The organism is Mycobacterium montefiorense, from assembly GCF_003112775.1.
GTDB lineage: Bacteria > Actinomycetota > Actinomycetes > Mycobacteriales > Mycobacteriaceae > Mycobacterium > Mycobacterium montefiorense.
Genome location: NZ_BFCH01000018.1, coordinates 847,503 through 871,030 on the forward strand (window position 1 = coordinate 847,503; position 23,528 = coordinate 871,030).

Here is a 23,528-nt window from a genome sequence, read left to right on the forward strand (position 1 = left end):
TCTAGGCGAAACGCGCGAGCGCGCCGTGGCTGACGTGCAGCGTCTGGCCGGTGATGTGGCGGGCCGCCGGAGTGGAGAGGAACATCGCCAACCGGGCAACCTCGTCGGCGACGGAAGGCGATGTGCGCGAAAGGCCTTCGTATCCGGCCTGGGTGCTGCGGCCGCTCGCCACGGCGTTCACGGTGATGCCGCGGGTGCCGAAAACACCGGCCTGCCCAACAATCCAGCCCGACAGCGTCGCTTTGATCGCGGCCTCGACGCTGGCGGCGGGCGGGTTTTCCGGCACGACGCTGATGATGGACCCACCGGAGCGTATGTGGTCACCGACTGCTTGCACCGTCAGCACCGCTGACAGCACGGTCGCGTCGAGGGTGTTGCGCCACGCGTTGGCAGTGTCAGCCATTGAGTAAGTGCGGGGGTCGCCGGCATCCCAGCTGGGGGCCGGCACGTTGACAATGGTGTCGAGGTGATGGGGGAACAACCCACGGGCCTCTTCGAGGCTGGCCGCGTCGGTGGTGTCGCAGACGATCGCGTCGACGTCCAGCTCTTTGGCGGCGACCTCGAGATCGCTGCGCCGTGCACCCACGAGGGTCACCTTGTGACCGTCATCGCGGAAGCCCTCGGCTATTGTCCGCCCCAGATCCGTGTCGCCGCCGGTGACCAGCACCTCCACTGCCATGACCTCCTCGTGTTCAACGTTGAACCCAGACCCTGCACACGGCAGGAGCGATGTCCGGGATCTCAGCGTGCGATGGCGTCGATCTACGTCGATGTTACTGGACAGTAGCTCTAAGGGGAAACTAAGGACGCCGCGACGCGCGGACAAATTTCGATAACTCTTTGGCCATCACTGCTTAACCATCTGCAAGCTAGGGTCTGACCATGCATCGGATCGGGATCCTGGCCGGGTTGGTATCGACGATGCTCATCGCGGGATTGGTGGCCTGCGGCCCGAAAGCCCCATCGTCGTCACCGGGCCAAACGCCGCCGGCCGCCGGCTCGATCGTCGTCTTCGCCGCGGCTTCGCTCAAGCCCGCGTTTACCCAGATCAGTCAGCAGTTCAAGACCGACAACCCCGGTAGCGGTGTGGAATTCGAGTTCGCGGGTTCCTCCGAACTCGCCACCCAGCTGACCCAGGGTGCGACCGCCGACGTCTTCGCGTCGGCGGACACCGCGCAGATGGACATCGTCGTCAAGGCCGGGTTGCTGGCCGGGAATCCGGCCAACTTCGCCGCCAACACATTGGTCATCGTGACCACGGCGGGCAACCCGAAGAAGATCGGTTCCTTCGCCGACCTGGCCAAGCCGGGAATCAGCGTGGTGACCTGCCAGCAGCCGGTGCCTTGCGGAGCCGCGACCCAGCGCATTGAAAACAGCACCGGAGTGCATCTCAACCCGGTCAGTGAGGAACCCAGCGTGAGCGATGTCCTCAACAAGGTCACCACCGGACAAGCCGATGCCGCACTGGTCTACGTCACGGACGCGAAAAATGCCAAAGACAAGGTGGCAACCGTCAACTTCCCCGAGGCCTCCGGTGCAGTCAACGTCTATCCCATCGGGGTGTTGAAGAAGGCACCCCAGGCGACGACAGCGCAAAAATTCGTCGCCCTGGTGACGTCGGATGCGGGTCAGAAAACCCTGGCTCAAGCGGGCTTCGCAAAGCCCTGACCTCGTGCGTCAGCCCACGAATCTGCCCCGATGGGTGTTTGTCCCTGCCGCCGTGGGGGCCACTTTCGTGGTGTTGCCACTACTGGCGATCGCGATCAAGGTCGATTGGCCGAATTTCTGGTCGCTGATCACCAGCTCATCGTCGCAGACGGCATTGCTGCTGAGCCTGAAGACCGCGACCGCCAGCACCGTGCTGTGCGTGCTGCTGGGCGTGCCGATGGCGCTGGTGCTGGCCCGCAGCACCGCACGGCTGGTCCGGCTGATGCGGCCGCTGATCCTGCTGCCGCTGGTGCTGCCGCCGGTGGTGGGCGGGATCGCGCTGCTCTACGCGTTCGGCCGGCTCGGATTGATCGGGCAGTACCTGGAGGCCGCCGGGATCAACATCGCCTTCAGCACGACCGCCGTGGTGCTGGCGCAGACCTTCGTCTCGTTGCCGTTTCTGGTGATCTCGCTCGAGGGCGCGGCCCGCACCGCGGGATCCGATTTCGAGGTGGTCGCGTCCACGCTCGGCGCGCGGCCCAGCACGGTGTGGTGGCGGGTCACGCTGCCGCTGCTGCTGCCGGGGTTGATGTCCGGCGCGGTGCTGGCGTTCGCCCGGTCATTGGGGGAGTTCGGCGCGACGCTGACCTTCGCGGGTTCGCGGGAAGGCGTCACCCGCACCCTGCCGCTGGAGATCTATCTGCAGCGGGTGACCGACGCCAATGCCGCTGTGGCGCTGTCGATTCTGCTTGTCGCGGTGGCTGCGCTGGTGGTGCTCGGTTTGGGCGCTCGACGGTTGACCGGAACAGACGCGAGGTAGTGGGGAAGTGAGCGAGTTAGGGCTCCGCGCGGTCGTGGCAGACCGCCAGTTGGATGTCGAGTTCTCGGTGTCCGCCGGCGAGGTACTCGCGGTGCTCGGACCCAACGGCGCGGGTAAATCGACCGCACTGCATGTCATCGCCGGGCTGATTCACCCCGATGCGGGCGTGGTGCGGCTGGGGGATCGGGTGTTGACCGACACCACAGCCGGGGTGCACGTGGCGACGCACGACCGCCGGGTGGGGCTGCTACTGCAGGACCCGTTGTTGTTCCCGCACCTGAGCGTCGCGGCCAATGTGGCGTTCGGACCGCACAGCCGCCGCGGCGTCTTTCGCTCCGCGCGCGCTAAGGAGAAGCAGACGGCGCTGCGCTGGCTGCGCGAAGTGGATGCCGAGCAGTTTACCGACCGGAAACCGCGGCAACTGTCCGGCGGTCAGGCGCAGCGGGTGGCGATCGCGCGGGCGCTGGCCGCCGAGCCCGAGGTGCTGCTGCTCGACGAGCCGCTGACCGGCCTGGACGTCGGTGCGGCCGCGGCCATCCGCGCGGTACTGCGCAGCGTGGTCGCGCGCAGCGGCTGCGCGGTCATCCTGATAACCCACGACCTGCTTGACGTGTTCACCCTGGCCGATCGGGCGCTGGTGCTCGAGTCCGGGAAGATCGCCGAAGTCGGGCCGGTGCCCGAGGTGTTGACCACGCCGCGCAGCCATTTCGGGGCCCGCATCGCGGGCGTCAACCTGATCAACGGGACCATCGGGCCGGGCGGCGCGCTGCTGGCCCGCTCCGGCGAGCATTGGTACGGGACCGCGGCCCAGCAGCTGGGCGCCGAGCTGACCAACGGGCAGGACGCGATCGCGGTATTCCCGCCGACGGCGGTCGCCGTCTATCGCGAACAGCCGCACGGCAGTCCTCGCAACAGCGTCGAAGTCACCCTGGCGGAGCTGGACATCCGCGGGCCCGCGGTCATGCTGCGTGGCCAGGAGCAGCCCGGTGGGGCCCCCGGGCTAGCCGCCGAGATCACCGTCGACGCTGCCGCCGAACTGCAGCTGACACCGGGGGACCGGGTCTGGTTTTCCGTCAAAGCTCTCGAAGTGACGTTGTATCCGGCGGGGCCGCGACGCACCCACCCGGGATGAACTGCACAGACTTGGAAAAGTTGCGCTCCGGCAACATCGGGAAAACCCTCAGCAAGGCATCCTTGCGTCGCCGCGCTAACACGGTAGGTTCGTCGCCATGGATCAGGTGGACTCAAACTCGACACGTCGCAAAGGTCTGTGGGCGACGCTGGCGATCGCCACGGTGACCACTGCCAGTGCCGTCACCTTCGCGTTGCCGGCCCCCGCGAAGGCCGACCCCGAAGTGCCGACTCCGGTTCCGGCAACGACGACCGCGCCCGCCCCGGCCGCCGCTCCGGCACCCACGACGGCGCCTCCCGCGGCGGGTGCCCCGGCGCCTGCCGGGCAGCCCGCAGTGGGCGACCCGAACGCGCCCGTGCCGCCGCCCCCACCGGTCGACCCCAACGCGCCGGTACCGCCGCCAGTCGACCCGAACGCGCCCCCGCCCGTGGACCCGAACGCTGCCCGCATCCCCAACGCCGTCGGCGGGTTCACCTATCTGCTTCCCGGCGGCTGGGCCGAATCGGACGCGTCCCACCTCGACTACGGCTCGGCGCTGCTCAGCAAGATGACCGGCCCGCCGCCGGCGCCCAATCAGCCGGCACCGGTCGCGAACGACACGCGCATCGTGATGGGGCGACTGGACCAAAAGCTTTACGCCAGTGCCGAAGCCAACGACGGCAAGGCGGCGGTCCGGCTGGGCTCGGACATGGGTGAGTTCTTCATGCCGTATCCGGGCACCCGGATCAACCAGGAATCCACTCCGCTCACCGGCGCCAACGGAATCACCGGAAGCGCGTCGTTCTACGAGGTGAAATTCAGCGACCCGAGCAAGCCGAACGGGCAGATCTGGACTGGGGTTGTCAGCGCGCCCAATGCGGCCAGTGCCGGTGGACCACCCCAGCGCTGGTTTGTGGTGTGGCTCGGGACCGGCAACAACCCGGTAGACAAGGTCGGGGCCAAAGCACTGGCCGAGTCGATCCTGCCGTTCACCGCACCGGCCGCACCGCCGCCCGCGCCGGGTGCACCGGCGCCGGGAGCTCCCGGCGCCCCCGCGCCGGCTCCGGCACCAGGCCAGGCACCCGCCGGCGAGGTCACTCCTACGCCGAGCCCGTTGCCGCAGCGGACGTCGTTTACCGCCTGATCGACAAACATGGCCGTCCTGGCAGCTTCCCAGTACCTGGCCCTTTCACCGCCGACTGCGGTGAGTTGGCTCGCCTACCTCGTCATCGGCGGAATCGCCGGCTGGGTCGCGGGCAAGATCGTCAAAGGCGGCGGCGTCGGCATCTTGCTGAACATCGTCGTCGGCGTCATCGGCGGCTTCATCGGCGGGATGCTGCTCACCTGGCTGGACTTCGACGTGGAACATGGCCGCAAATGGTTTACCTTCTTCACCGCGCTGCTGGGGTCGGTGATCCTGCTCTGGATCGTGGGCAAGGTGCGAAAGCCCCGCTAAGCGCCGCCCCGCCAAGGCAAGTCGCGAATCGGCGATGCGGTTGACCCGACCTCTTTCGGGTATACCTTCCAGGTCCCTCCAGCGGTCAATACTCGAAGGAGCCGATCGTGGTTATGCACATCATCTGGCTAATTGTCTTGGGCCTCATCGTCGGCCTGATTGCCCGTCTCCTGGTGCCGGGCAAGCAACCGATGGGGTGGGTCGCAACCGTGCTGCTCGGCATCGTCGGCTCGTATGTCGGCGGCACACTGGGCAGCGTCGTCTTCCCACCGCATCAGTTCACCATCACCCCACCGATCGAGCATTCGTTCCTCGGCGCACTGGTCGGGGCGGTGATCCTGTTGTTGATCTTCAAGTTCGCCACCTCGCGCACCAAGACGTTGTAGGCACAACGCCTTTGCGGTCATGCCAATAGGGGCATGATTGGGTGATGGCTTCAGCGGCGACCACCACGATGAATGCGTGGCGGGTGCGCCGGCCCGGCCCGATGGATACCGACCCGCTGGAGCGAGTCACTGACGACGTACCGCGGCCCGCACCCGGGGAGTTGCTGGTGGCCGTGCGCGCCTGCGGCGTATGCCGCACCGACCTGCACGTCACCGAGGGCGACCTCCCGGTGCACCGCGAGCACGTCACCCCCGGCCACGAAGTCGTGGGGGAGGTCGTCGAGGTCGGCTCAGAGGTCAACGCCGATGCCGGCTTCCGGGTGGGCGATCGGGTGGGCATCGCCTGGCTGCGCGACACCTGCGGTGTGTGCACATACTGCCGGCGCGGCGACGAGAACCTGTGTCCGCAGTCCCGCTACACCGGCTGGGATGCCGACGGCGGTTACGCTGAATTCGCTACTGTTCCAGCGGCTTTCGCGCATCAACTGCCGGACGGCTACACCGACAGCGTACTCGCCCCGCTGTTGTGCGCCGGCATCATCGGATACCGCTCGCTGCTGCGCGCCGAGCTGCCGCCGGGTGGCCGGCTGGGCATCTACGGTTTTGGCGGTAGCGCGCACATCACCGCACAGGTCGCGTTGGCGCAGGGCGCCGAAGTACACGTGATGACCCGCGGCGAGCGGGCGCGCGAGCTCGCACTCGAGCTTGGCGCCGCGTCCGCTCAGGGTGCCGCGGATCCACCGCCGGCACCACTGGATGCCGCAATCCTGTTCGCCCCGGTCGGCGAACTGGTGCTGCCCGCCTGCGAAGCGCTGGATCGCGGCGGCACCTTGGCGATCGCCGGGATACATCTGTCGGATATCCCGCCCCTGAACTATCAGCGTCACCTGTTCCAGGAGCGCCAGATTCGTTCGGTCGCGTCGAACACCCGGGCCGACGCGCGGGAGTTTCTCGCCTTCGCGGCGCGCCATCGCATCGAGGTAACGACGCCGGAATATCCACTCGGGCAAGCCGATCGGGCGCTGGCCGATCTCAGTGCCGGCCGCATCTCCGGGGCTGCGGTGCTGCTGGTGTAGCCAGACTCAGTTCGACAGATGCCAGACCAGGGCCGCCGCCAGCGCGCCCAGTCCATTCAATGACCAGTGCAGTGCGATCGGAGCGATCAGACTGCCGCTGCGCCGACGCAACCAGCTGAAGACGAAACCCGCACTGCCCGTGGCCAGCACCGCCAAGGCCACCCCGGCCGCCATTCCGAAGAAGCCGCCGCCGAACAGCCGGGTAAAGCCGACGTTGCTGCTGGTCAGCCCGAGTGACGTGGCGACGTGCCACAGACCGAACAGCAACGAGCCAACGAGTGCGACCCCGCGAAATCCCCAAGCCCGATGCAGCGCGCCGTGCAGCACACCCCGGAAAGCCAGCTCCTCGGGGATCACGGTTTGCAGCGGAATGATGACCATCGAGGCGATCAGCGCACCGGAGACCGTCGCGTAGTGGTTGTTCAGGAACATCGGCCGCGTCGTGGGCAGCAGCACGCCGACCGCGATGACCGACGCCACGACGGCTACGGCGGCCAGCGCATAGCCCAGGCCAGACTTCCAGTGCTCGCGGCCCAGGCCCAGGTCGACCCAGTCCAGACCGGTGGTGCGCATCAATGCCACCAGCCCGACGGCAGCCACCGGCACGGTCGCGACACTCGCCCATGGCGTGGTGAAGTGCGCGATCAGGTTCGTCAGCACCAGCACCGCGACCACGACGGCGATGTCGAAGTACAGCCTCAGCCGGTGCAGTGCCGACAATTGCGACACCACCGGGTGGAGGTCAACGGCGTCGAAGGCTGTTGCAGCGTGCTCAGACATCGTCGCCGAGTTTACCTGCGCGTCCTCGTCGCGCAGGTCACCTGGAATCCCAGGTCCAGTGCGCGATGCGCGGGTCGTCTTCGCCGTGCTCACGCGTGTAGCGGCGGGCGTCCAGCCGCGCGTCGACCATTCGCTGCCGCAGCAACGCGGCCCGGCCCGCCAATCCGCCGACCCTGTCGATGACGTCCATGACCAGGTGAAATCGGTCGAGGTCGTTGAGCATCACCATGTCGAACGGCGTCGTCGTAGTGCCCCGCTCTTTGAACCCGCGCACGTGGATGTTCGCGTGATTGGTGCGGCGATAGCTCAGGCGGTGGATCAGCCACGGATAGCCGTGGTAGGCGAAGATGACCGGTTTGTCGCGGCTGAACAATGCGTCGAATTCTTTGTCGGGCAAGCCATGTGGATGCTCAGAATCCGGCTGCAGGCGCATCAGGTCGACGACGTTGACCACCCGCACCGCCAGGTCGGGCAATTCACGGCGCAAGATGTCGGCGGCGGCCAGCGTCTCCTGGGTGGGGATATCCCCGGCGCAGGCCAGCACCACGTCGGGTTCGCCGGTCGCGGTGCTGGCCCACTCCCAGATTCCCAGGCCGCGGGTGCAGTGCGCGATCGCGGAGTCCATGTCGAGGTAGGCCAGCGCGGGCTGCTTTCCGGCGACGATGACGTTGATGTAGTCGCGGCTGCGCAGGCAGTGGTCGGCCACCGACAGCAGCGTGTTGCCATCCGGCGGCAGGTACACCCGCACGATCTCGGCGCGCTTGTTGGCGACCAGGTCGATGAATCCGGGGTCCTGATGCGAGGCGCCGTTATGGTCCTGGCGCCACACGTGCGAGCTCAACAGGTAGTTGAGCGACGCGATCGGCTGCCGCCAGGGCAGTTCGCGGCTGGTGGACAGCCATTTCGCGTGCTGGTTGAGCATCGAGTCGACGATGTGCACGAACGCCTCGTAGCAGTTGAACAGCCCGTGCCGCCCAGTCAGCAGGTAACCCTCCAGCCAGCCCTGGCACAGGTGTTCGGAGAGCACCTCCATCACGCGGCCATCCGGCGCAAGGCCTTCGTCATCGGGCTCGGTCCGCGAAAGCCACACCTTGCCGGTGGACTCGAACACGGGCGAGAGCCGGTTGGACGCGGTTTCGTCGGGCCCCATCAGCCGGAAGCGGTCCGGGTTGCCCATAATGACGTCGCGCAGGAAGGTCCCCAGCACCCGGGTGGCCTCATGAGTAGACGAGGCCGGCTTTTCGACCGGCACCGCGTAGTCGCGGAAGTCCGGCAGGTCCAGCTCGCGCAGCAGCAGGCCGCCGTTCGCGTGCGGGTTGGCGCTCATCCGTCGCCGGCCCTTCGGCGCCAGCTCGCGCAGCTCCGAACGCAGCACACCGTGGGAGTCGAACAACTCCTCGGGCCGATAGCTGCGCAGCCACTCTTCCAGCTGCGCGCGGTGCGCGGGGTTGTCCTTCGTCTCGGAGAGAGGCACCTGGTGTGCGCGCCAGGTCCCCTCGACGTGCTTGCCGTCGACCTCCTTGGGCCCCGTCCAGCCTTTCGGCGTGCGCAGCACGATCATCGGCCATACCGGACGGTTGGTCGTGGTGCCGCCCCGCGCCGCGCTCTGAATGCCGGCAATGTCGTCGAAGGCGTCGTCGAGCGCGGCGGCCAGCTCGCGGTGCACGGCGGCCGGATCGTCGCCGGCGACCGTGATCGGCCGGTATCCGTAGCCGCGCAACAGCGATTCGAGTTCGGCGTGCGGGATGCGGGCCAGCACGGTCGGGTTCGCGATCTTGTAGCCGTTGAGGTGCAGGATCGGCAGCACCGCCCCGTCGACGGCGGGGTTGAGGAATTTGTTCGAGTGCCAGCCGGCCGCCAGCGGCCCGGTCTCGGCCTCGCCGTCACCGATCACGCACGCGACCACCAGATCGGGGTTGTCGAACGCCGCCCCGAAGGCGTGCACCAGCGCATAGCCGAGTTCGCCGCCTTCGTGGATGGATCCCGGAGTCTGGGCGGCCACTTGGCTGGGGATGCCGCCGGGGAAGGAGAACTGGCGGAACAGCCTGCGCATGCCCTCGGTGTCCTCGCCGATACCGCTATACACCTCGGTGTAGGTGCCTTCGAGATAGGCGTTGGCCACCAGGCCGGGGCCGCCGTGGCCCGGCCCGGTGACGTAGATGACGCTGGCGTCGCGGTTGCGGATGATCCGGTTCAGGTGCGCATAGACGAGGTTGAGCCCCGGGGTGGTGCCCCAGTGCCCGAGCAGCCGGGGCTTGACGTGTTCGGCCGCCAGCGGCTCGGCGAGCAGCGGGTTGTCCAGCAGATAGATCTGCCCGACCGACAGATAGTTGGCGGCGCGCCAATACTTGTCGATCAGGGTGAGTTCGTCGTCGGAGAGTACCTCTGGCGCGGTTGTCGGGGTCTGCAGGCTCACTTGCCCGATTGTCCGCGCCGCCGATGGACGCCGCTAGGAGCGAAAGTCACTCCTCGCCGCGAGCACGGGACTCGTAGGCCTGGCGCTTTTCGACGTCGATGTCATCGGTGAAGACATGCTCGCCACCCATGACGCGGTTCAGCCCTTCGGAGACCACGCGGGGCAGGAACTTCTGCGAGGCGATCAGCGCGCCGGCCGCCTTGGTGACGCGCACCCGGGGCTTAGGGCGGGCGACGAGCCCGACGATCGCGTCGGCGATGTCGGACGGCTCGGCGTTTCTGAATCCCTTCATGCCCGCGGTACCCGCGACGAGTTCGGTGTTCACGAACGTCGGCAACACCATCGAGAACTTCACTCCGGCCGGGCGGTACTCCAGCCTGGCGGCGTCGGTGAAGCCGATCACGGCGTGCTTGCTGGCGCCGTAGGTCGCCAGTCCGACGGAGTAGATCTCGCCGGCCAGGGAGGCGACGTTGATGACGTGTCCGGATCCGCGGGGGACCATGCGCTGCGCCGCCAGCTTGCTGCCCAGGATCACGCCGTAGACGTTGATGTCCAGAATCCGCCGGGTCACGGCGTCCGGTTCGTCGATGACGCGGCCGATCGGCATGATGCCGGCGTTGTTGACCAGCACGTCGATCGGGCCGAGCTGGCGCTCGACCTCGTCGAGGAATTCCGAGAACGAGTGCGGATCGGTGACATCGAGTTTCCCGTAAACGTCGAGGCCGAGCGCGGCGCCGGACTCCTTGACCCTGACCTCATCGATGTCCCCGATCGCGACCTTGGCGCCCAGGTTGTGCAGGGCGGTCGCGGTGGCCAGGCCGATTCCCCGTGCACCGCCGGTGATCACGACGACCTTGCCCTGAACTTTGAGGCCGATGGATGCCGTGTCTGCCATCCGCTAAGCACAACACTCGGCTTCGGGTGGCGCAATGACGGCCCGCCGAGCGCGCAACATCAACGGCGGCTGCCGGGTCCCGCGCAGCGGAGTCGATACTGCAAATATGCCCAGCGTGCGACGAGCCGTCCCGGCCGATGCGCATGACGTGGCTGGCGTACACATCCGGTCTTGGCAATGGGCCTACCAAGGGCTGCTCGCGCAGGAGTACCTCGACGGCCTCGAGCCGGAAGCCTGGGCCACCAGATACACCTTTGGCCGGATGGGGTTTGCGCTACCGTCCACCCAGGTCGCGGTCGAGGGCTCGACGGTGTGCGGCCTAGTCACCACCGGTCTTTGCCGCGACGGCGACTTGTCGAATTTCGGTGAGCTGATGGCGATCTACGTCGATCCGCCATATCTGCGCAGCGGCGTCGGCCGCTTGTTGATGACCGCCGCGCGGCTTCGGCTGCGCCGGGTTGGCGTTTCGAACGCCGCGCTGTGGGTGCTGGACGGCAATGCCCGCGCGCGCCGGTTCTACGAACGCGACGGTTGGGGGTGCGACGGGACACACCGCACCTCGGTCTACGGCGACGAGCCGGTCGACGAAGTGCGGTATCGATGCACGCTTTAGCGGACTAGCGCAGGGTCAACCAGGCGAGGCTCCCGGCCCCGAACAGCGCGCAGTAGATGGCGAACGGGATGAGGGTGCGGGTTTCGAAGTACCGGGTGAGGTAGCGGACAGCCAGGTAGGCGGAGATGAACGAGGCGAGGCTGCCGGCCAGGACCTGGCCGCCGATCCCGGCGCCCAGCGGCCCGAACAGATCGGGGATCTTGTACACCCCGGCGGCCAGGATGATCGGCGTCGCCAGCAGGAACGAGAAGCGGGCGGCGTCTTCGTGCGACAGGCCGCGCCACAGGCCCGCCACGATCGTGATGCCGGAGCGGCTGATGCCGGGTAGCAGCGCCAGGATCTGAGCGCTGCCGATCAAAAGGCCACGGCGCAGCGGCACCTCGGCAAGCCGGTGGTCGACGGCTTCGCCGGTGTGCACGGCTCGGTCGTCGGCAACATCGGGATCTGGCGCGGCCGCGCGGCGGCGGCGCAGCAGCTCGCCCGCGTACAGGGCAATTCCATTGAGCAGCAGGAAGGCCGCTGCGGGAATCGGTTTGCCCAGCGTGGTCCGAAACAGCTTTTCCAGGAACAGACCAGCCAGGCCCACCGGGATGGTGGCGACCACGATGAGCCAGGCCAACCGCTCGTTGATGGTCTGGATTCGGCGATGTCGCACCGAGGATACGAATCCGTCCAGCACGCGCAGCCAGTCTCGCCAGAAGAACACCAGCAGCGCGGCGGCGGTGGCAACGTGCAAGCCCACGATGAACGCCAGGTACGGCGACTGGGGTGCGGCGACGTCCAAGTCGCGGGCCCATTGGCCACCGACCAGCGCCGGCACCAAAATCGAGTGCCCGAGGCTGGAGACCGGGAACAGCTCGGTCACACCCTGGGCGGCGCCGACCAAAAGAGCTTCGACGTAACTCAAGTGCGCACTCACGAGCCCGGTCTCTCCATTCCTGCGCGTCGGACAACAAACTACGGAGCGTAGCCGGTCGGCAATCCCCATCCGAACCAGGTTGAGCGGCTGTGCATTTGGTCACGGCCGACCGGTACGGTGGGCGGATGGCCGACAGGTTGCTCGCCGGGGTGCGCGTCCTCGACTTGTCGGGCGGGGTCACCGATGCGGTGACCCGCCTGCTCGCAGACCTGGGGGCCGACGTCGTCAAGGTAGAGCCCCCGGGCGGCAGCCCGGCTCGCGACGACCGCCCGACACTGGCCGGCGCCGGCATCCCATTCGCCGTGCACAACGCCAACAAGCGAAGCGTGGTGTGCAACCCGCTCGACGACGACGACCGCCGCACGTTCTTCGAGCTCGTCGGGGACGCCGACATCGTGGTAGACGCCGGCCCGGCAAGTCAGGCCGCGGCGTTCGGGACCACGTGTGCCCAGCTGGCGGATCGCTACCCGCACCTGGTCGCGCTGTCGATCAGCGACTTCGGCACGACCGGTCCGCGCAGTTCGTGGCGCGCGACCGACCCCGTGCTGTTCGCGATGTCGGGTTCGCTGTCGCGGTCCGGACCGACGACCGGCACCCCGGTGTTGCCGCCCGACGGCATCGCCTCGGCTACCGCCGCCGTGCAAGCGACCTGGGCCGCACTCGTCGCATACTACGACAGACTACGTTGCGGCACAGGCGATTACATTGATTTCTCGCGCTTCGACGCGGTCGTCATGGCGCTCGACCCGGCCTTCGGCGCGCACGGTCAGGCCACCGCCGGACAGCGCAGCAGCGCGTGGCGGGGCCGCCCGAAGAATCAGGACCCCTACCCGATCTGCCCGTGCCAGGACGGCTACGTCAGGCTCTGCGTGATGGCGCCCCGGCAGTGGCGCGGTCTGCGCCGCTGGCTGGGGGAGCCGGAGGAATTCCAGGACGCCGAGTACGACACGCTCGGTGCCCGATTCGCCGCGTGGCCGCAGATCAGCGTGCTTGTCGATGCGCTGTTCGCCGACAAGACGATGAAGCAGCTGGTCGCGCAGGGGCAGGCACACGGAGTCCCCATCTCGGCGGTGCTAACGCCGTCGCGGATCCTGGCCTCCGAACACTTCCAGGCCGTCGGCGCGATCATCAATGCCGAGCTGGTCGCCGGGGTGCACACCGACGTGCCGACCGGATACTTCGTCGTCGACGACGAGCGCTCCGGCTTCCGGACCCGGGCCCCGGCCGCCGGGGCGGACGAGCCGCGCTGGCTAGCCGACCCAGTGGCAGCATCTCCGACGGGCCAGCCCGGCGAATACCCGTTCAAAGACCTGCGGATCCTCGATCTGGGCGTCATCGTCGCCGGCGGCGAGCTCAGCCGGCTCTTCGGGGACCTGGGTGCGCAGGTCATCAAGGTCGAAAGCGCGAACTACCCCGACGGGTTGCGCCAGTCACGCGTCGGCGCCGTGATGAGCGAGTCGTTCGCCTGGACCCACCGAAACCACTTGGCGCTGGGCCTCGACCTGCGCAGCGAGCAGGGCAAGGAGATCTTCGCGCGTCTGGTCGCCGAGGCCGACGCGGTATTCGCCAATTTCAAGCCGGGAACCCTTACCTCGCTTGGGTTTTCCTTCGACAAACTGCGCGAGTGCAACCCCCGGATCGTGCTGGCGGGCAGCAGTGCGTTCGGAAACCGGGGGCCGTGGAGCAGACGCATGGGTTACGGCCCGTTGGTCCGCGCCACCACCGGCGTTACCAGTCTCTGGACGTCCGAGGAAGCTTCCGCGGAAGCGCGTGCCGCCGGCGCGCGGCATGCGTTCTACGACGCGACGACGATTTTCCCCGACCACGTCGTGGGGCGGGTTACCGCCATCGCCGCACTTGCCGCACTGATACGGCGCGACCGGACCGGCGACCCTGCGCACGTGCACATCTCGCAGGCAGAGGTCGTCGTCAACCAGCTGGACACCCTGTACGTCACCCAGGCCGCGTTACGCGCCGGCGTCGCCGAAGTCAGCGATGACACCAGCGTGCACGCGGTCTACCCGTGCGCCGGTGATGACGAGTGGTGCGCCATCTCGATCCGTTCAGACAACGAATGGCGTTGTGCCACTGCGATATTTCAGCAGCCGCAATTGGCCGACGATCCGCGCTTCGCGACGGGGGAGTCGCGGGCCACACATCGTGCGGAGTTGGTGGAGCTCGTCTCCTGCTGGACCCGCACCCACACCCCGGTGCACGCCGCCGAAGCGCTGCAGGCGGCCGGGATTGCGGCCGGCCCGATGAACCGTCCGCCGGACGTTCTGCAGGACCCGCAGCTGATCGAGCGAAAATTGCTCAGCGACATGGCGCATCCCCTGGTAGAGCGGCCGCTGCCGGCCGAGACCGGCCCGGCGCTGTTCCGCCACATCCCGCCGGCCCCACAACGTCCCGCGCCTCTGCCCGGTCAGGACACCCGCGAACTCTGCGGGAAACTACTGGGAATGAGCGCAGCGGAGATCGACCGGCTGATCTCCGATCAGGTGCTGTTCGCGCCGGCCACGACGGCCTGAGCCGGCCCTCGCGCCTGGGCACCGAGCCGCCAGCAGGGCCCGCGTCTTCGCCAGGATAAATTCGTGCTATGCCCGTCGACCCCAGAACACCGGTGCTGATCGGTTGCGGCCAGGTCAATCACCGTGACGAGATCGACCCCGAAACGCATTCGGTCGAACCTGTCGACCTGATGGTCGCCGCCGCCGCCGAAGCCGCCGATACCCGGGTGCTCGAGGCCGTGGACTCCATTCGGGTGGTGAACGTCTTGTCGGCGACCTACCGCGACGCCGGGCTGCTGGTCGGCGAGCGAATCGGCGCATCGAAGTTCACGACGCTGTACAGCCCGGTCGGCGGCAACGTGCCACAGACGCTGCTCAACCAGGCGTGCCTGGACATCCAGCAGGGCCGCGCCGGGGTGGTGCTTCTTACCGGCGCCGAAACCTGGCGCACCCGGCGTGGACTGAAGGCCAAAGGCAGCAGGCTCGAGTGGACGCCGCAGGACGAATCCGTGCCGATGGCGCGGGTCAGCGGCGAGGACGTGCCGATGGCCGGCGACGCCGAGATCCGGATCAAGTTGGACCGGCCGGCCTACGTCTATCCACTGTTCGAGCAGTCGCTTCGCATCGCCAACGGCGAGTCGGTTTCCGACCACCGCAATCGCGTCGGCGAGCTGTGGGCGCGTTTCAACGCCGTCGCCCTCGGCAATCCGCACGCGTGGATCCGCAAACCGGCGACCGCAGCGCAGATCTGCGAGCCCGGCCCGCAGAACCGGATGATCAGTTGGCCGTACCCGAAGCTGATGAATTCCAACAACATGGTCGATCAGGGCGCCGCGCTGATCCTGACGTCCGTCGAGCAGGCCAAGCGGCTACAGATCCCCGCCGAGCAGTGGATTTACCCGCACGCCGGCACCGACGCCTACGACACGCCTTCGATCGCCGAGCGTTACGAGCTGCACCGCTCTACGGCCATCCGGATCGCCGGTGCGCGGGCACTGGAGCTCGCCGGCCTCGACATCGACGACGTCGACTACGTCGACCTGTATTCGTGCTTCCCGTCCGCCGTTCAGGTGGCGGCGGCCGAACTGGGATTGAGCACCGACGACCCCGCCCGGCCGCTGACCGTCACCGGCGGGTTGACGTTCGCCGGCGGCCCGTGGAGCAACTACGTGATGCACTCGATCGCCACGGTCGCCGAACTGCTGGTGGCCAATCCCGGCCGGCGCGCCCTGATCACCGCCAATGGCGGCTACCTGACCAAGCACAGCTTCGGCGTCTACGGCACCGAACCACCGAACGAATTCCGTTGGGAGAACACTCAATCCGCGGTGGAGCGGGAGCCAACCCGGGAGGCGTTGGTGCAGTGGGAAGGTGTCGGCACCGTCGAAGCGTGGACGACGCCGTTTGACCGCGACGGGCGGCCGGAGAAAGCCTTCGTTGCTGTGCGCACGCCCGGCGGGTCCCGGGCGCTGGCGGTCATCGCCGACCCCGACTCGGCGCAAACGACTACTCGTGAAGACATCGGTGGCGCAAAGGTTGCCGTCACCGCGGACGGCAGCGCCACGCTGCAGTAGGCCGGCGGGAAATAAATCTCGAGGCTAGAGCACTGTTACCGGCGTTACAGTCGCGCAGTGATAGTGGCGCGCATATTGTCGAATCAGACGTTGGGGGAGGTGAGCCCAGGTGCACATCCTGGTTACCGACGCCACCGGCACAGTCGGGAGGCTCGTCGCACGGCAGCTGATTGCTGCCGGGCATTCGGTCACGGGCATTTCTGAGCGCCCCGACGCCCGGTTGGACCCAGCGGTCGAATTCGTCTGCGCACCGCTGAGCGACCCCGTCCTGCAAGAACTGGCCAACGAGGCCGACGCGGTGATCCATCTGGCCCCGGTCGATCCCAGCGCACCGGGCAGCGCGGACATCACCGGGGTGGCCCATGTCACGCACACGGCCGGCCGCGCCGGTGCCCGCTTACTGTTCGTCTCCCAAGCCGCAGGCGCCCGCGAGATTTACCAACCGGCCGAGGATCTGGTATCCAGCAGCCTTGGCCCGAGTCTGATCGTCCGAATCGCGCCGCCGGTGGGCCGCCAGCTCGACTGGATGGTGTGCCGCACCGTGGCCACACTGCTGCGCGCCAAAGTCTCGTCGCAGCCGATGAGGGTGCTGCACCTGGACGACCTGGTGCGCTTCCTGGTGTTGGCGCTGAACAGCGACCGCACCGGTGTGGTCGATCTAGCCACCCCGGACACCACCAACGTGGTGACCGCGTGGCGGCTGCTGCGGTCGGTCGACCCCCGGTCCCGAAATCATCGGATTCGCGGTTGGTCAGCACTGATTCCACCAATGGATATCGTTGCTGCACAGGAAGGTTGGATGTTCGAGTTCGGCTGGCCAGCGTTCGATGCGGTCGCCGACACCGCGCGGGGACTCGTCGGCCGCCGACTCACCGCCGACGGCGCGATCAGCCACGGCGTACAGATGGCGCTTCCCGTGGAGGTCGTCCCGCGCCCCGCGCCGTCTGACGAGTTGCGCAGCGCCGCTCCCGAGGGCGTGGAGGGCGAGTTCGACGACCGCATCGATCCGCGGTTCCCGGTCTTCGCCACCAACGGCCTCACCGAAGCGCTGCCCGGCCCGCTGACCCCGATAACGCTGGATATCCAGTTGAGCGGGCTGCGCACCGCCAGCCGGGTGATGGGTCAGGCGCTGGCGCTGGGCGGCGTGGTGGATGACGAATGGGGGAGTAGGGCCATCGCGGTGTTCGGTCATCGGCCCTATGTCGGGGTGTCGGCCAACGCCGTCGCCGCCAACCAGCTACTCGGCTGGGATGACAAGGCCCTGGTCCGCAATGCGTTGGTCGATCAGCCGCAGGTTGGGGACGTGCTGCCGTTCGGTCGGCCCCGGCTGGCCGGCGGAGCGCTCGGTTCGGTCGCCAAGGCGGTGGCCACGACACGATCGCTGGCTCTGCTGCGCCATCTCAAGGCCAACACGCGCTCCTACAGCGCCGTCTCGAACGTCGAACATGCCGACGCCACGCAGTTGGGCTTGTTGCCCGACGCAGGCCTCGGAGTTCGGGTGCGGCTGCTGCGGGACCGGATTCACCAAGGCTGGATTCTGACGGCGCTGTGGTTGATCGACGCCGGTGTCACCGCGGCGGCGCTCGAGCACACCGCTGCGAGATCCCGCGTGCCCGGGGTGGGCGCGATCATGGAAAGCGACCGCGTCGCCGACGAGATCGCCGAGCTGACGGCCGCGTTACGTGCAGACCCGCCACTGCGTGCGATGGCACAGGAAGGCAACCTCGCCAGCATCCGTGCGTTGTCTTCGTCCACCGCCGGTCTGCTGGACGTCGCGATCGGCCGGATCGGGCACCGTGGTCCCGGGGACGCCGAGCTGGCCAGCCAGGTCTTCAGCGACAACCCGGCGATGCTGCTGGCCGCGGCCGCCGAGACGGCAGCCGCACCGACCGAGCCAGACCCGCCGGCGACGTTGGTCCAGCGGATCGCCACCCACGCGCGTGTTTCACGCGAGCTCGCCCACGACACCACCCTGCGTTTTACACATGAGCTTCGAATGACGTTGCGCGAGCTAGGCTCTCGTCGGGTCGACGCCGACCTGATCGATATCGTCGACGACGTGCATTACCTGACCTGCGATGAACTGGTCACGATGCCGTCCGATGCCCGGTTGCGGATCAAACGCCGCCGCGCCGAGCGGGAACGCCTGCAGGCCCAGCACCCGCCCGAAGTCATCGACCACGACTGGATACCGGTCGACCGACCGTCAGGCCAGCAGATCAGCCAGGGGTGAGGACGGGTCGGCCAGTTTGTCAGGGTCGACGCGCACCTTGGACCGGATCAGGGCTTTGACGTCGTCGAGCACATCCCAGATGTTGACGTTCATCCCGGCCAGCACCCGGTTGCCAGCGCCGAGCCAGAATGCGACGAACTCACGACCGGCGACGTCGCCGCGGAAGACCACCCGCTCGAAGTCGGGTGCGTGCCCGGCGTACTCCATCCCGAGGTCGTACTGGTCGGTGAAGAAATAGGGCAGCTCCGCGTATTCGCCTGGCTTGCCGAGCATTCCGGCCGCCGCCACCGCGGGTTGCTTGAGGGCATTGGCCCAGTGTTCGGTGCGGATGCGGGTGCCGAACACTGGATGCTCGGCGGCCGCGATGTCACCGACCGCGTAGATGTCGGGGTCGCTGGTGCGCAGCGACGCATCGACGAGCACGCCGCCATCACCCATAGACAGCCCGGCCTGCTCGGCGAGTTCGACGTTCGGCTTGGCACCGACGGCCACCAATACGGCATCGGCGGCGACGGTCGAACCATCGCGCATCCGCAGCCCGGTGGCCGTCCCGTCCGCCACGGAGATCTCTTCGACCTGTGCCTGCAGGCGCAAATCCACCCCGTGGTCGCGATGCAGGTTGGCGAACACTTCGCCGACGGTTTCACCGAGCGCAGCCGCCAACGGTTGTTTGGCGGCCTCGACGACGGTCACCGCGACGCCCCGCTGGCGGGCAGCAGCGGCCACCTCGAGGCCGATCCATCCTGCGCCAACCACGGCCAGCGAAGATCCTTCGGTCAGCACAGAATTCAGTAGCTCCGCATCGTCGTAGCTCCGCAGGTAGTGAACTCCGTCGGCATCCGATCCGGGGATCGGTGGGCGCCGCGATGCGGACCCGGTCGCCAGCAGCAGCTCGTCGTAGCTCGCCGTGGTGCCGTCGTGAAGTTCGACGGTGTGCGCGGCGGGGTCCAAGCTGGACACCCGCGATCCCAGCCTCAAGTCGACCTTCTGGCCGAAGTACCAGTCGGAGTTGCGCACCGTGAAATCAGTCAGCGACTTCTTCCCGGCGAGATACTCCTTGGAGAGCGGTGGTCGCTCGTAGGGCAGATGTGTCTCGTCGGCGAATAGAAGGATTTGCCCATCAAAGTCGTTGTCGCGCAATGCTTCTAGAGCTTTTGCTCCGGCAAGTCCACCGCCGACGATGACGAATGTATTCGAGCTGGCCATATTCGCTGCTCCGTTCGTGTCGCATTTCCACCCTACTCGCGCCGGGCAAACTCACCAGATCCCGCGGCAACACCCGCGGGATCTGGGCGACTTGCTCATAGATCGGCGCGTACCCGCCACGCACACCGGCAAACAGGTTCGCTTACTTCGGCGGCAGGCCGCGCGCGTACCCGACACCGCGGGTAACCCAACTCGCAAGCTGGCGTTTGGTTTTCACGCCCTCGGCGTCGACACGCAACCAGCCCCGGGTTTCGCGGCCGGCCATCACCATCGGGCTGACGTGGGCGCGAGCCACCAGCTTGGCGGTGTCCTGGGGCGGCACCCGCACCATCAATCCGCCCTTGCCGCTGGCCGCTACCGCCAGGTGTCCGCCGACCAGGAAGGCGAGTCCACCGAACATCCACTTCTCGTCGACACCGCGCTGCGCCGCCAGCAACTCGCGGATCCGGTTAGCGAGTTCGAGGTCGTATGCCATGCGTCGACGCTAATCGCCCGCACCGACACGCTGACCGGTCAGTCCAGATCGACCCGGATGGTCAGCAGCTCGCTGCCCATCATGCGGACCACCGCGCTGTTGAGCCGCGGCAGATTGCCCAGCCGCTGCACCGCGTCGTCGTCGGGCAGCAGGTGAGCGGTTCCGTTGCGCCATTGACCGCCGAGACGCACTCGTACGCCCGGGTTGGCCTTGATGTTGCGCACGTAGTCCGAGTGGTCGCCGTGTTCGGAGACCATCCAGAACTTGTTGTCCACCACGCGTCCGCCGACGGGGGTGTGTCGTGGCTGGCCACTCTTGCGGCCAGTTGTTTCGAGCATGGTCACCGGCAATTGCCGGCCTACTGGATTGACCACCAGTCGTTGAACGCGGTGCACTACTTGCCGTTTGAGATCGCCGAGGTCGGTCATAACGCCCATTGTGCATCGGTCGTCAAATACGCTGCACTTGGCCTAGGCCGACCGCGGGGCGGGGACACCGACGGCACGCAAGACCCACTCGCGCGGAACAGCGAACGCCACCGACCGGCGCGGGATAGTGGTCAGCACCGGCTCGGGAATCGTGGTCTTGTAGCGCAGGGACAGCTGACCGGAGAACGCCGGGTCGATTTGGCCGACGTCCAGCTGCAGCACCAGCCCGTCCTGGGAGAACTCGGCTGTCACCGGTCCGTCCTGGGGCGCATCCCAGCGCTGGTCGATGGCCCGGCCAGCGAGTTTGGGAACCGTCGACAAGGTGCCGAGGACCCGCTGGGAAGTTAATACCAGCGCCCCGGCGTAGCTGCGGATATTTCCTTTGGAGACGAATCCCGGTACCGAGCCACTGAAGCGGAAGGTGACGGGCACGAACTCGGCGAGGTGGATGATTCCCTCCGGTTCGACTTCGCTCCGCATATCGGCGGGAAGCTTGCCAATTCGAAGGATTCTCCGCAGCATCAGGGCCATCCGCGCACTTTAGCGGCTTTGGCCGGGATCGCGAAGCGTTTGCTGTGCGATCCCGGCCAAACTCACGTCAGGCAGCCACCGTGGCGGTCTGCGCCGCCGGTTCCAATGCCTGCACAACGATCTCCGCCACGTCGGTCATCGGTTTGACGGTCAACGCCTCGAGCACCTCGGCCGGCACGTCATCCAGGTCCGGCTCGTTTCGCTGCGGGATGAAAACCGTTGATAAACCAGCACGTTGGGCGGCCAGCAGCTTCTGCTTGACGCCACCGATCGGCAGCACCCGACCGTTCAGCGTGACCTCACCGGTCATGCCGACGTCCGAGCGGACCTGACGTCCGGTGGCCATCGACACCAGCGCGGAGACCATCGTGACACCGGCCGACGGGCCATCCTTGGGCACGGCGCCGGCGGGCACGTGCACGTGGATGCGCCGGTCCAGCGCCGTGGGGTCGACGCCCAATTCGGCGGCATGGGAGCGGACGTAGGACAGCGCGATCTGCGCGGATTCCTTCATCACCTCGCCCAGCTGACCGGTCAATTGCAACCCGGGCTCGCCGTCGGTGGCCCCGGCTTCGATGTAGAGCACATCGCCGCCCAGGCCGGTGACCGCCAGTCCGGTAGCGACGCCGGGCACCGCGGTACGTTCCGCCGATTCGGGGGTAAACCGCGGCCTGCCAAGGTAATCCACCAGTTCAGGCTCGTCGATCGTCTTGGGGTTCGGGTCCTCGGCCAGCTTGGTCGTCACCTTGCGCAGTGCCTTGGCCAGCAGCCGCTCGAACTGCCGAACCCCCGGCTCGCGGGTGTAGTCGGCGGCTATCTTGCGTAGCGCGGCGTCCGTAACGGCGACCTCGTCGGCGGTCAGTGCCGCCCGCTCCCGCTGCCGGGGCAGCAGATACTCGCGGGCGATGGCGACCTTGTCGTCCTCTGTGTAGCCGTCGATCGTCACCAGCTCCATACGGTCCAGCAGGGCCGAAGGAATGTTCTCAATCACGTTGGCGGTCGCCAAAAACACGACGTCGGACAAGTCGAGGTCCAGATCCAGATAGTGGTCACGGAACGTGTGGTTCTGCGCCGGGTCCAGCACCTCGAGCAGGGCCGCGCTCGGGTCGCCACGATAGTCGGAACCGACTTTGTCGATTTCGTCTAGCAGCACAACGGGATTCATCGATCCCGCCTCGCCGATCGCACGCACGATGCGGCCGGGTAACGCGCCGACGTAGGTACGCCGGTGCCCGCGGATCTCGGCCTCATCGCGCACACCGCCCAGTGCGACACGCACGAACTTGCGGCCCAGCGCCCTGGCCACACTCTCGCCCAGTGAGGTTTTACCGACCCCGGGCGGACCGGCCAGCACCATCACCGCGCCGGAGCCTCGGCCGCCGACGACTTGCAGGCCACGCTGGGCACGTCGGGAACGCACCGCCAGATATTCGACGATGCGATCCTTGACGTCGTCCAGTCCGTGGTGGTCTGCGTCCAGGATGCCCCGCGCCGCAACAAGATCCGTCGAATCCTCGGTGCGGACGCTCCAGGGCAGGTCTAAAACGGTGTCCAGCCAGGTACGAATCCAGCCGCTTTCCGGGCTTTGGTCACTCGAGCGTTCCAGCTTTCCGACCTCCCGCAGCGCGGCCTCGCGGACGTTGTCCGGCAGTTCGGCGGCCTCCACCCGGGCCCGGTAGTCATCGGATCCGTCGGGTTCACCCTCGCCGAGTTCCTTGCGGATCGCGGCGAGCTGTTGGCGCAGCAGGAACTCCTTCTGCGTCTTCTCCATGCCGTCGCGCACATCGTCGGCGATCTTGTCGTTGACTTCGACTTCGGCCAAGTGGTCGCCGGTCCAGTCGATCAGCACCCGCAGCCGCTCTGCGACGTCCACGGTCTCCAGCAGCTGCCGCTTCTGCACATCGGTCAGGTACGACGCGTAGCCCGACGTATCAGCCAGCGCCGACGGGTCGGTCAGGCTGTTGACGTAGTCGATGATCTGCCAGGCTTCGCGCCGTTGCAGCATTGCCAGCAGCAGCTTCTTGTACTCCGCCGCGAGCGTCTTGACCTCATCGCCGGCATCGGCGTCGTCGATCTCGGTCACCTCGACCCACAAGGCGGCGCCGGGGCCCGACGCGCCCGCCCCGATCTGCGCCCTGCGTTCGCCACGCACCACGGCGGCGGTGCCACCGCCGCCGGGGATCCGCCCGACTTGGAGAATCTTCGCGATCACTCCGTGGGACGGGTAGCGGTCCTCCAGCCGGGGGGCGATCAACAGTTCACCTGATTCACTGGCCTGGGCCGCGTCGATGGCCGTGCGCGCGGTATCGTCCAGGGCGATCGGCACCACCATTCCGGGTAACACGATCGTCTCGGTAACGAAGAGCACCGGCACTGATTTAGGTTCAGACATCTTTTCTCCAAAGGTTTAGTCTGTTGCGCTAAACCTTTGCCGGATGGCTTTTGTTCCCGGCCG

The 23,528-nt window shown here is 67.4% G+C and carries 21 protein-coding genes; 11 read left to right on the forward strand and 10 right to left on the reverse strand.

The window, feature by feature from the left end:
• Position 1 precedes the first annotated feature (1 nt).
• On the reverse strand, positions 2-679 hold the full coding sequence (locus tag DB708_RS16365) for an SDR family oxidoreductase (RefSeq protein WP_108923529.1): 678 nt from the start codon (positions 677-679) through the stop codon (positions 2-4).
• A gap of 203 nt (positions 680-882) precedes the next feature.
• Between DB708_RS16365 and modA the strand changes: the two genes are divergently transcribed.
• From modA to DB708_RS16400, 7 genes are all read left to right on the forward strand, one after another.
• The gene (gene modA / locus DB708_RS16370; RefSeq protein ID WP_108923531.1) at positions 883-1,668 is read left to right on the forward strand and encodes a molybdate ABC transporter substrate-binding protein; all 786 of its coding nucleotides are present in this window, start codon (positions 883-885) and stop codon (positions 1,666-1,668) included.
• 4 nt (positions 1,669-1,672) lie between these two features.
• Positions 1,673-2,467, forward strand: coding sequence for an ABC transporter permease (locus tag DB708_RS16375; protein WP_108923533.1), 795 nt, complete (start codon positions 1,673-1,675; stop codon positions 2,465-2,467).
• A gap of 7 nt (positions 2,468-2,474) precedes the next feature.
• Complete coding sequence (locus DB708_RS16380) at positions 2,475-3,599, forward strand: sulfate/molybdate ABC transporter ATP-binding protein (RefSeq protein ID WP_108923535.1); 1,125 nt, start codon at positions 2,475-2,477, stop codon at positions 3,597-3,599.
• Positions 3,600-3,696: 97 nt separating this feature from the next.
• A complete protein-coding gene (locus DB708_RS16385) occupies positions 3,697-4,722 on the forward strand; it encodes an alanine and proline-rich secreted protein Apa (protein WP_108923537.1) in 1,026 nt (341 codons plus the stop codon).
• A gap of 9 nt (positions 4,723-4,731) precedes the next feature.
• Positions 4,732-5,034: a GlsB/YeaQ/YmgE family stress response membrane protein gene (locus DB708_RS16390; protein ID WP_108923539.1), complete on the forward strand. Its 303-nt coding sequence runs from the start codon at positions 4,732-4,734 to the stop codon at positions 5,032-5,034.
• A gap of 107 nt (positions 5,035-5,141) precedes the next feature.
• Positions 5,142-5,420, forward strand: coding sequence for a GlsB/YeaQ/YmgE family stress response membrane protein (locus tag DB708_RS16395; RefSeq protein ID WP_108923541.1), 279 nt, complete (start codon positions 5,142-5,144; stop codon positions 5,418-5,420).
• A 44-nt stretch (positions 5,421-5,464) separates the two neighbouring features.
• Complete coding sequence (locus DB708_RS16400) at positions 5,465-6,496, forward strand: zinc-binding alcohol dehydrogenase family protein (protein ID WP_409347601.1); 1,032 nt, start codon at positions 5,465-5,467, stop codon at positions 6,494-6,496.
• A 6-nt stretch (positions 6,497-6,502) separates the two neighbouring features.
• Here DB708_RS16400 and DB708_RS16405 read toward each other — a convergent pair whose 3' ends face one another.
• The 3 genes from DB708_RS16405 to DB708_RS16415 are packed head-to-tail and all read right to left on the reverse strand — an operon-like array spanning position 6,503 to position 10,587.
• Entirely contained in the window at positions 6,503-7,276 is a 774-nt protein-coding gene (locus DB708_RS16405) for a CPBP family intramembrane glutamic endopeptidase (RefSeq protein ID WP_108924347.1), read from the reverse strand.
• A gap of 37 nt (positions 7,277-7,313) precedes the next feature.
• Positions 7,314-9,692, reverse strand: a complete 2,379-nt coding sequence (locus DB708_RS16410) for a phosphoketolase family protein (RefSeq protein ID WP_108923545.1) — start codon at positions 9,690-9,692, stop codon at positions 7,314-7,316.
• A 46-nt stretch (positions 9,693-9,738) separates the two neighbouring features.
• A complete protein-coding gene (locus DB708_RS16415; RefSeq protein WP_108923547.1) occupies positions 9,739-10,587 on the reverse strand; it encodes an SDR family oxidoreductase in 849 nt (282 codons plus the stop codon).
• A 34-nt stretch (positions 10,588-10,621) separates the two neighbouring features.
• Between DB708_RS16415 and DB708_RS16420 the strand changes: the two genes are divergently transcribed.
• Complete coding sequence (locus tag DB708_RS16420) at positions 10,622-11,200, forward strand: GNAT family N-acetyltransferase (protein WP_235616790.1); 579 nt, start codon at positions 10,622-10,624, stop codon at positions 11,198-11,200.
• 4 nt (positions 11,201-11,204) lie between these two features.
• Here the strand turns inward: DB708_RS16420 and DB708_RS16425 are convergent, their stop codons facing one another.
• A complete protein-coding gene (locus tag DB708_RS16425; RefSeq protein WP_165839835.1) occupies positions 11,205-12,119 on the reverse strand; it encodes an undecaprenyl-diphosphate phosphatase in 915 nt (304 codons plus the stop codon).
• A gap of 125 nt (positions 12,120-12,244) precedes the next feature.
• Here DB708_RS16425 and DB708_RS16430 point away from each other — a divergent pair, with 125 nt between their 5' ends.
• From DB708_RS16430 to DB708_RS16440, 3 genes are all read left to right on the forward strand, one after another.
• Entirely contained in the window at positions 12,245-14,647 is a 2,403-nt protein-coding gene (locus DB708_RS16430; RefSeq protein ID WP_108924349.1) for a CaiB/BaiF CoA transferase family protein, read from the forward strand.
• Positions 14,648-14,715: 68 nt separating this feature from the next.
• On the forward strand, positions 14,716-16,200 hold the full coding sequence (locus DB708_RS16435; RefSeq protein WP_108923550.1) for an acetyl-CoA acetyltransferase: 1,485 nt from the start codon (positions 14,716-14,718) through the stop codon (positions 16,198-16,200).
• A gap of 109 nt (positions 16,201-16,309) precedes the next feature.
• Positions 16,310-18,433: an NAD-dependent epimerase/dehydratase family protein gene (locus DB708_RS16440; protein ID WP_108923552.1), complete on the forward strand. Its 2,124-nt coding sequence runs from the start codon at positions 16,310-16,312 to the stop codon at positions 18,431-18,433.
• Here DB708_RS16440 and DB708_RS16445 read toward each other — a convergent pair.
• The 5 genes from DB708_RS16445 to lon form a co-directional block, all read right to left on the reverse strand.
• Positions 18,407-19,639, reverse strand: coding sequence for an NAD(P)/FAD-dependent oxidoreductase (locus DB708_RS16445; RefSeq protein WP_108923554.1), 1,233 nt, complete (start codon positions 19,637-19,639; stop codon positions 18,407-18,409). The two genes, DB708_RS16440 and DB708_RS16445, sit on opposite strands and share 27 nt — an antisense overlap.
• A 142-nt stretch (positions 19,640-19,781) precedes the next feature.
• Entirely contained in the window at positions 19,782-20,114 is a 333-nt protein-coding gene (locus tag DB708_RS16450; RefSeq protein WP_108923556.1) for a TfoX/Sxy family protein, read from the reverse strand.
• A gap of 38 nt (positions 20,115-20,152) precedes the next feature.
• Positions 20,153-20,542, reverse strand: a complete 390-nt coding sequence (locus DB708_RS16455; protein ID WP_108923558.1) for a nitroreductase family deazaflavin-dependent oxidoreductase — start codon at positions 20,540-20,542, stop codon at positions 20,153-20,155.
• Between the two features lie 42 nt (positions 20,543-20,584).
• Positions 20,585-21,073 carry a hypothetical protein gene (locus tag DB708_RS16460; RefSeq protein ID WP_108923560.1) on the reverse strand — a complete coding sequence of 163 codons (489 nt, stop codon included), beginning with the start codon at positions 21,071-21,073 and terminating at the stop codon, positions 20,585-20,587.
• Between the two features lie 67 nt (positions 21,074-21,140).
• Entirely contained in the window at positions 21,141-23,465 is a 2,325-nt protein-coding gene (gene lon / locus DB708_RS16465) for an endopeptidase La (protein WP_108923562.1), read from the reverse strand.
• Between the last annotated feature and the right edge of the window lie 63 nt (positions 23,466-23,528).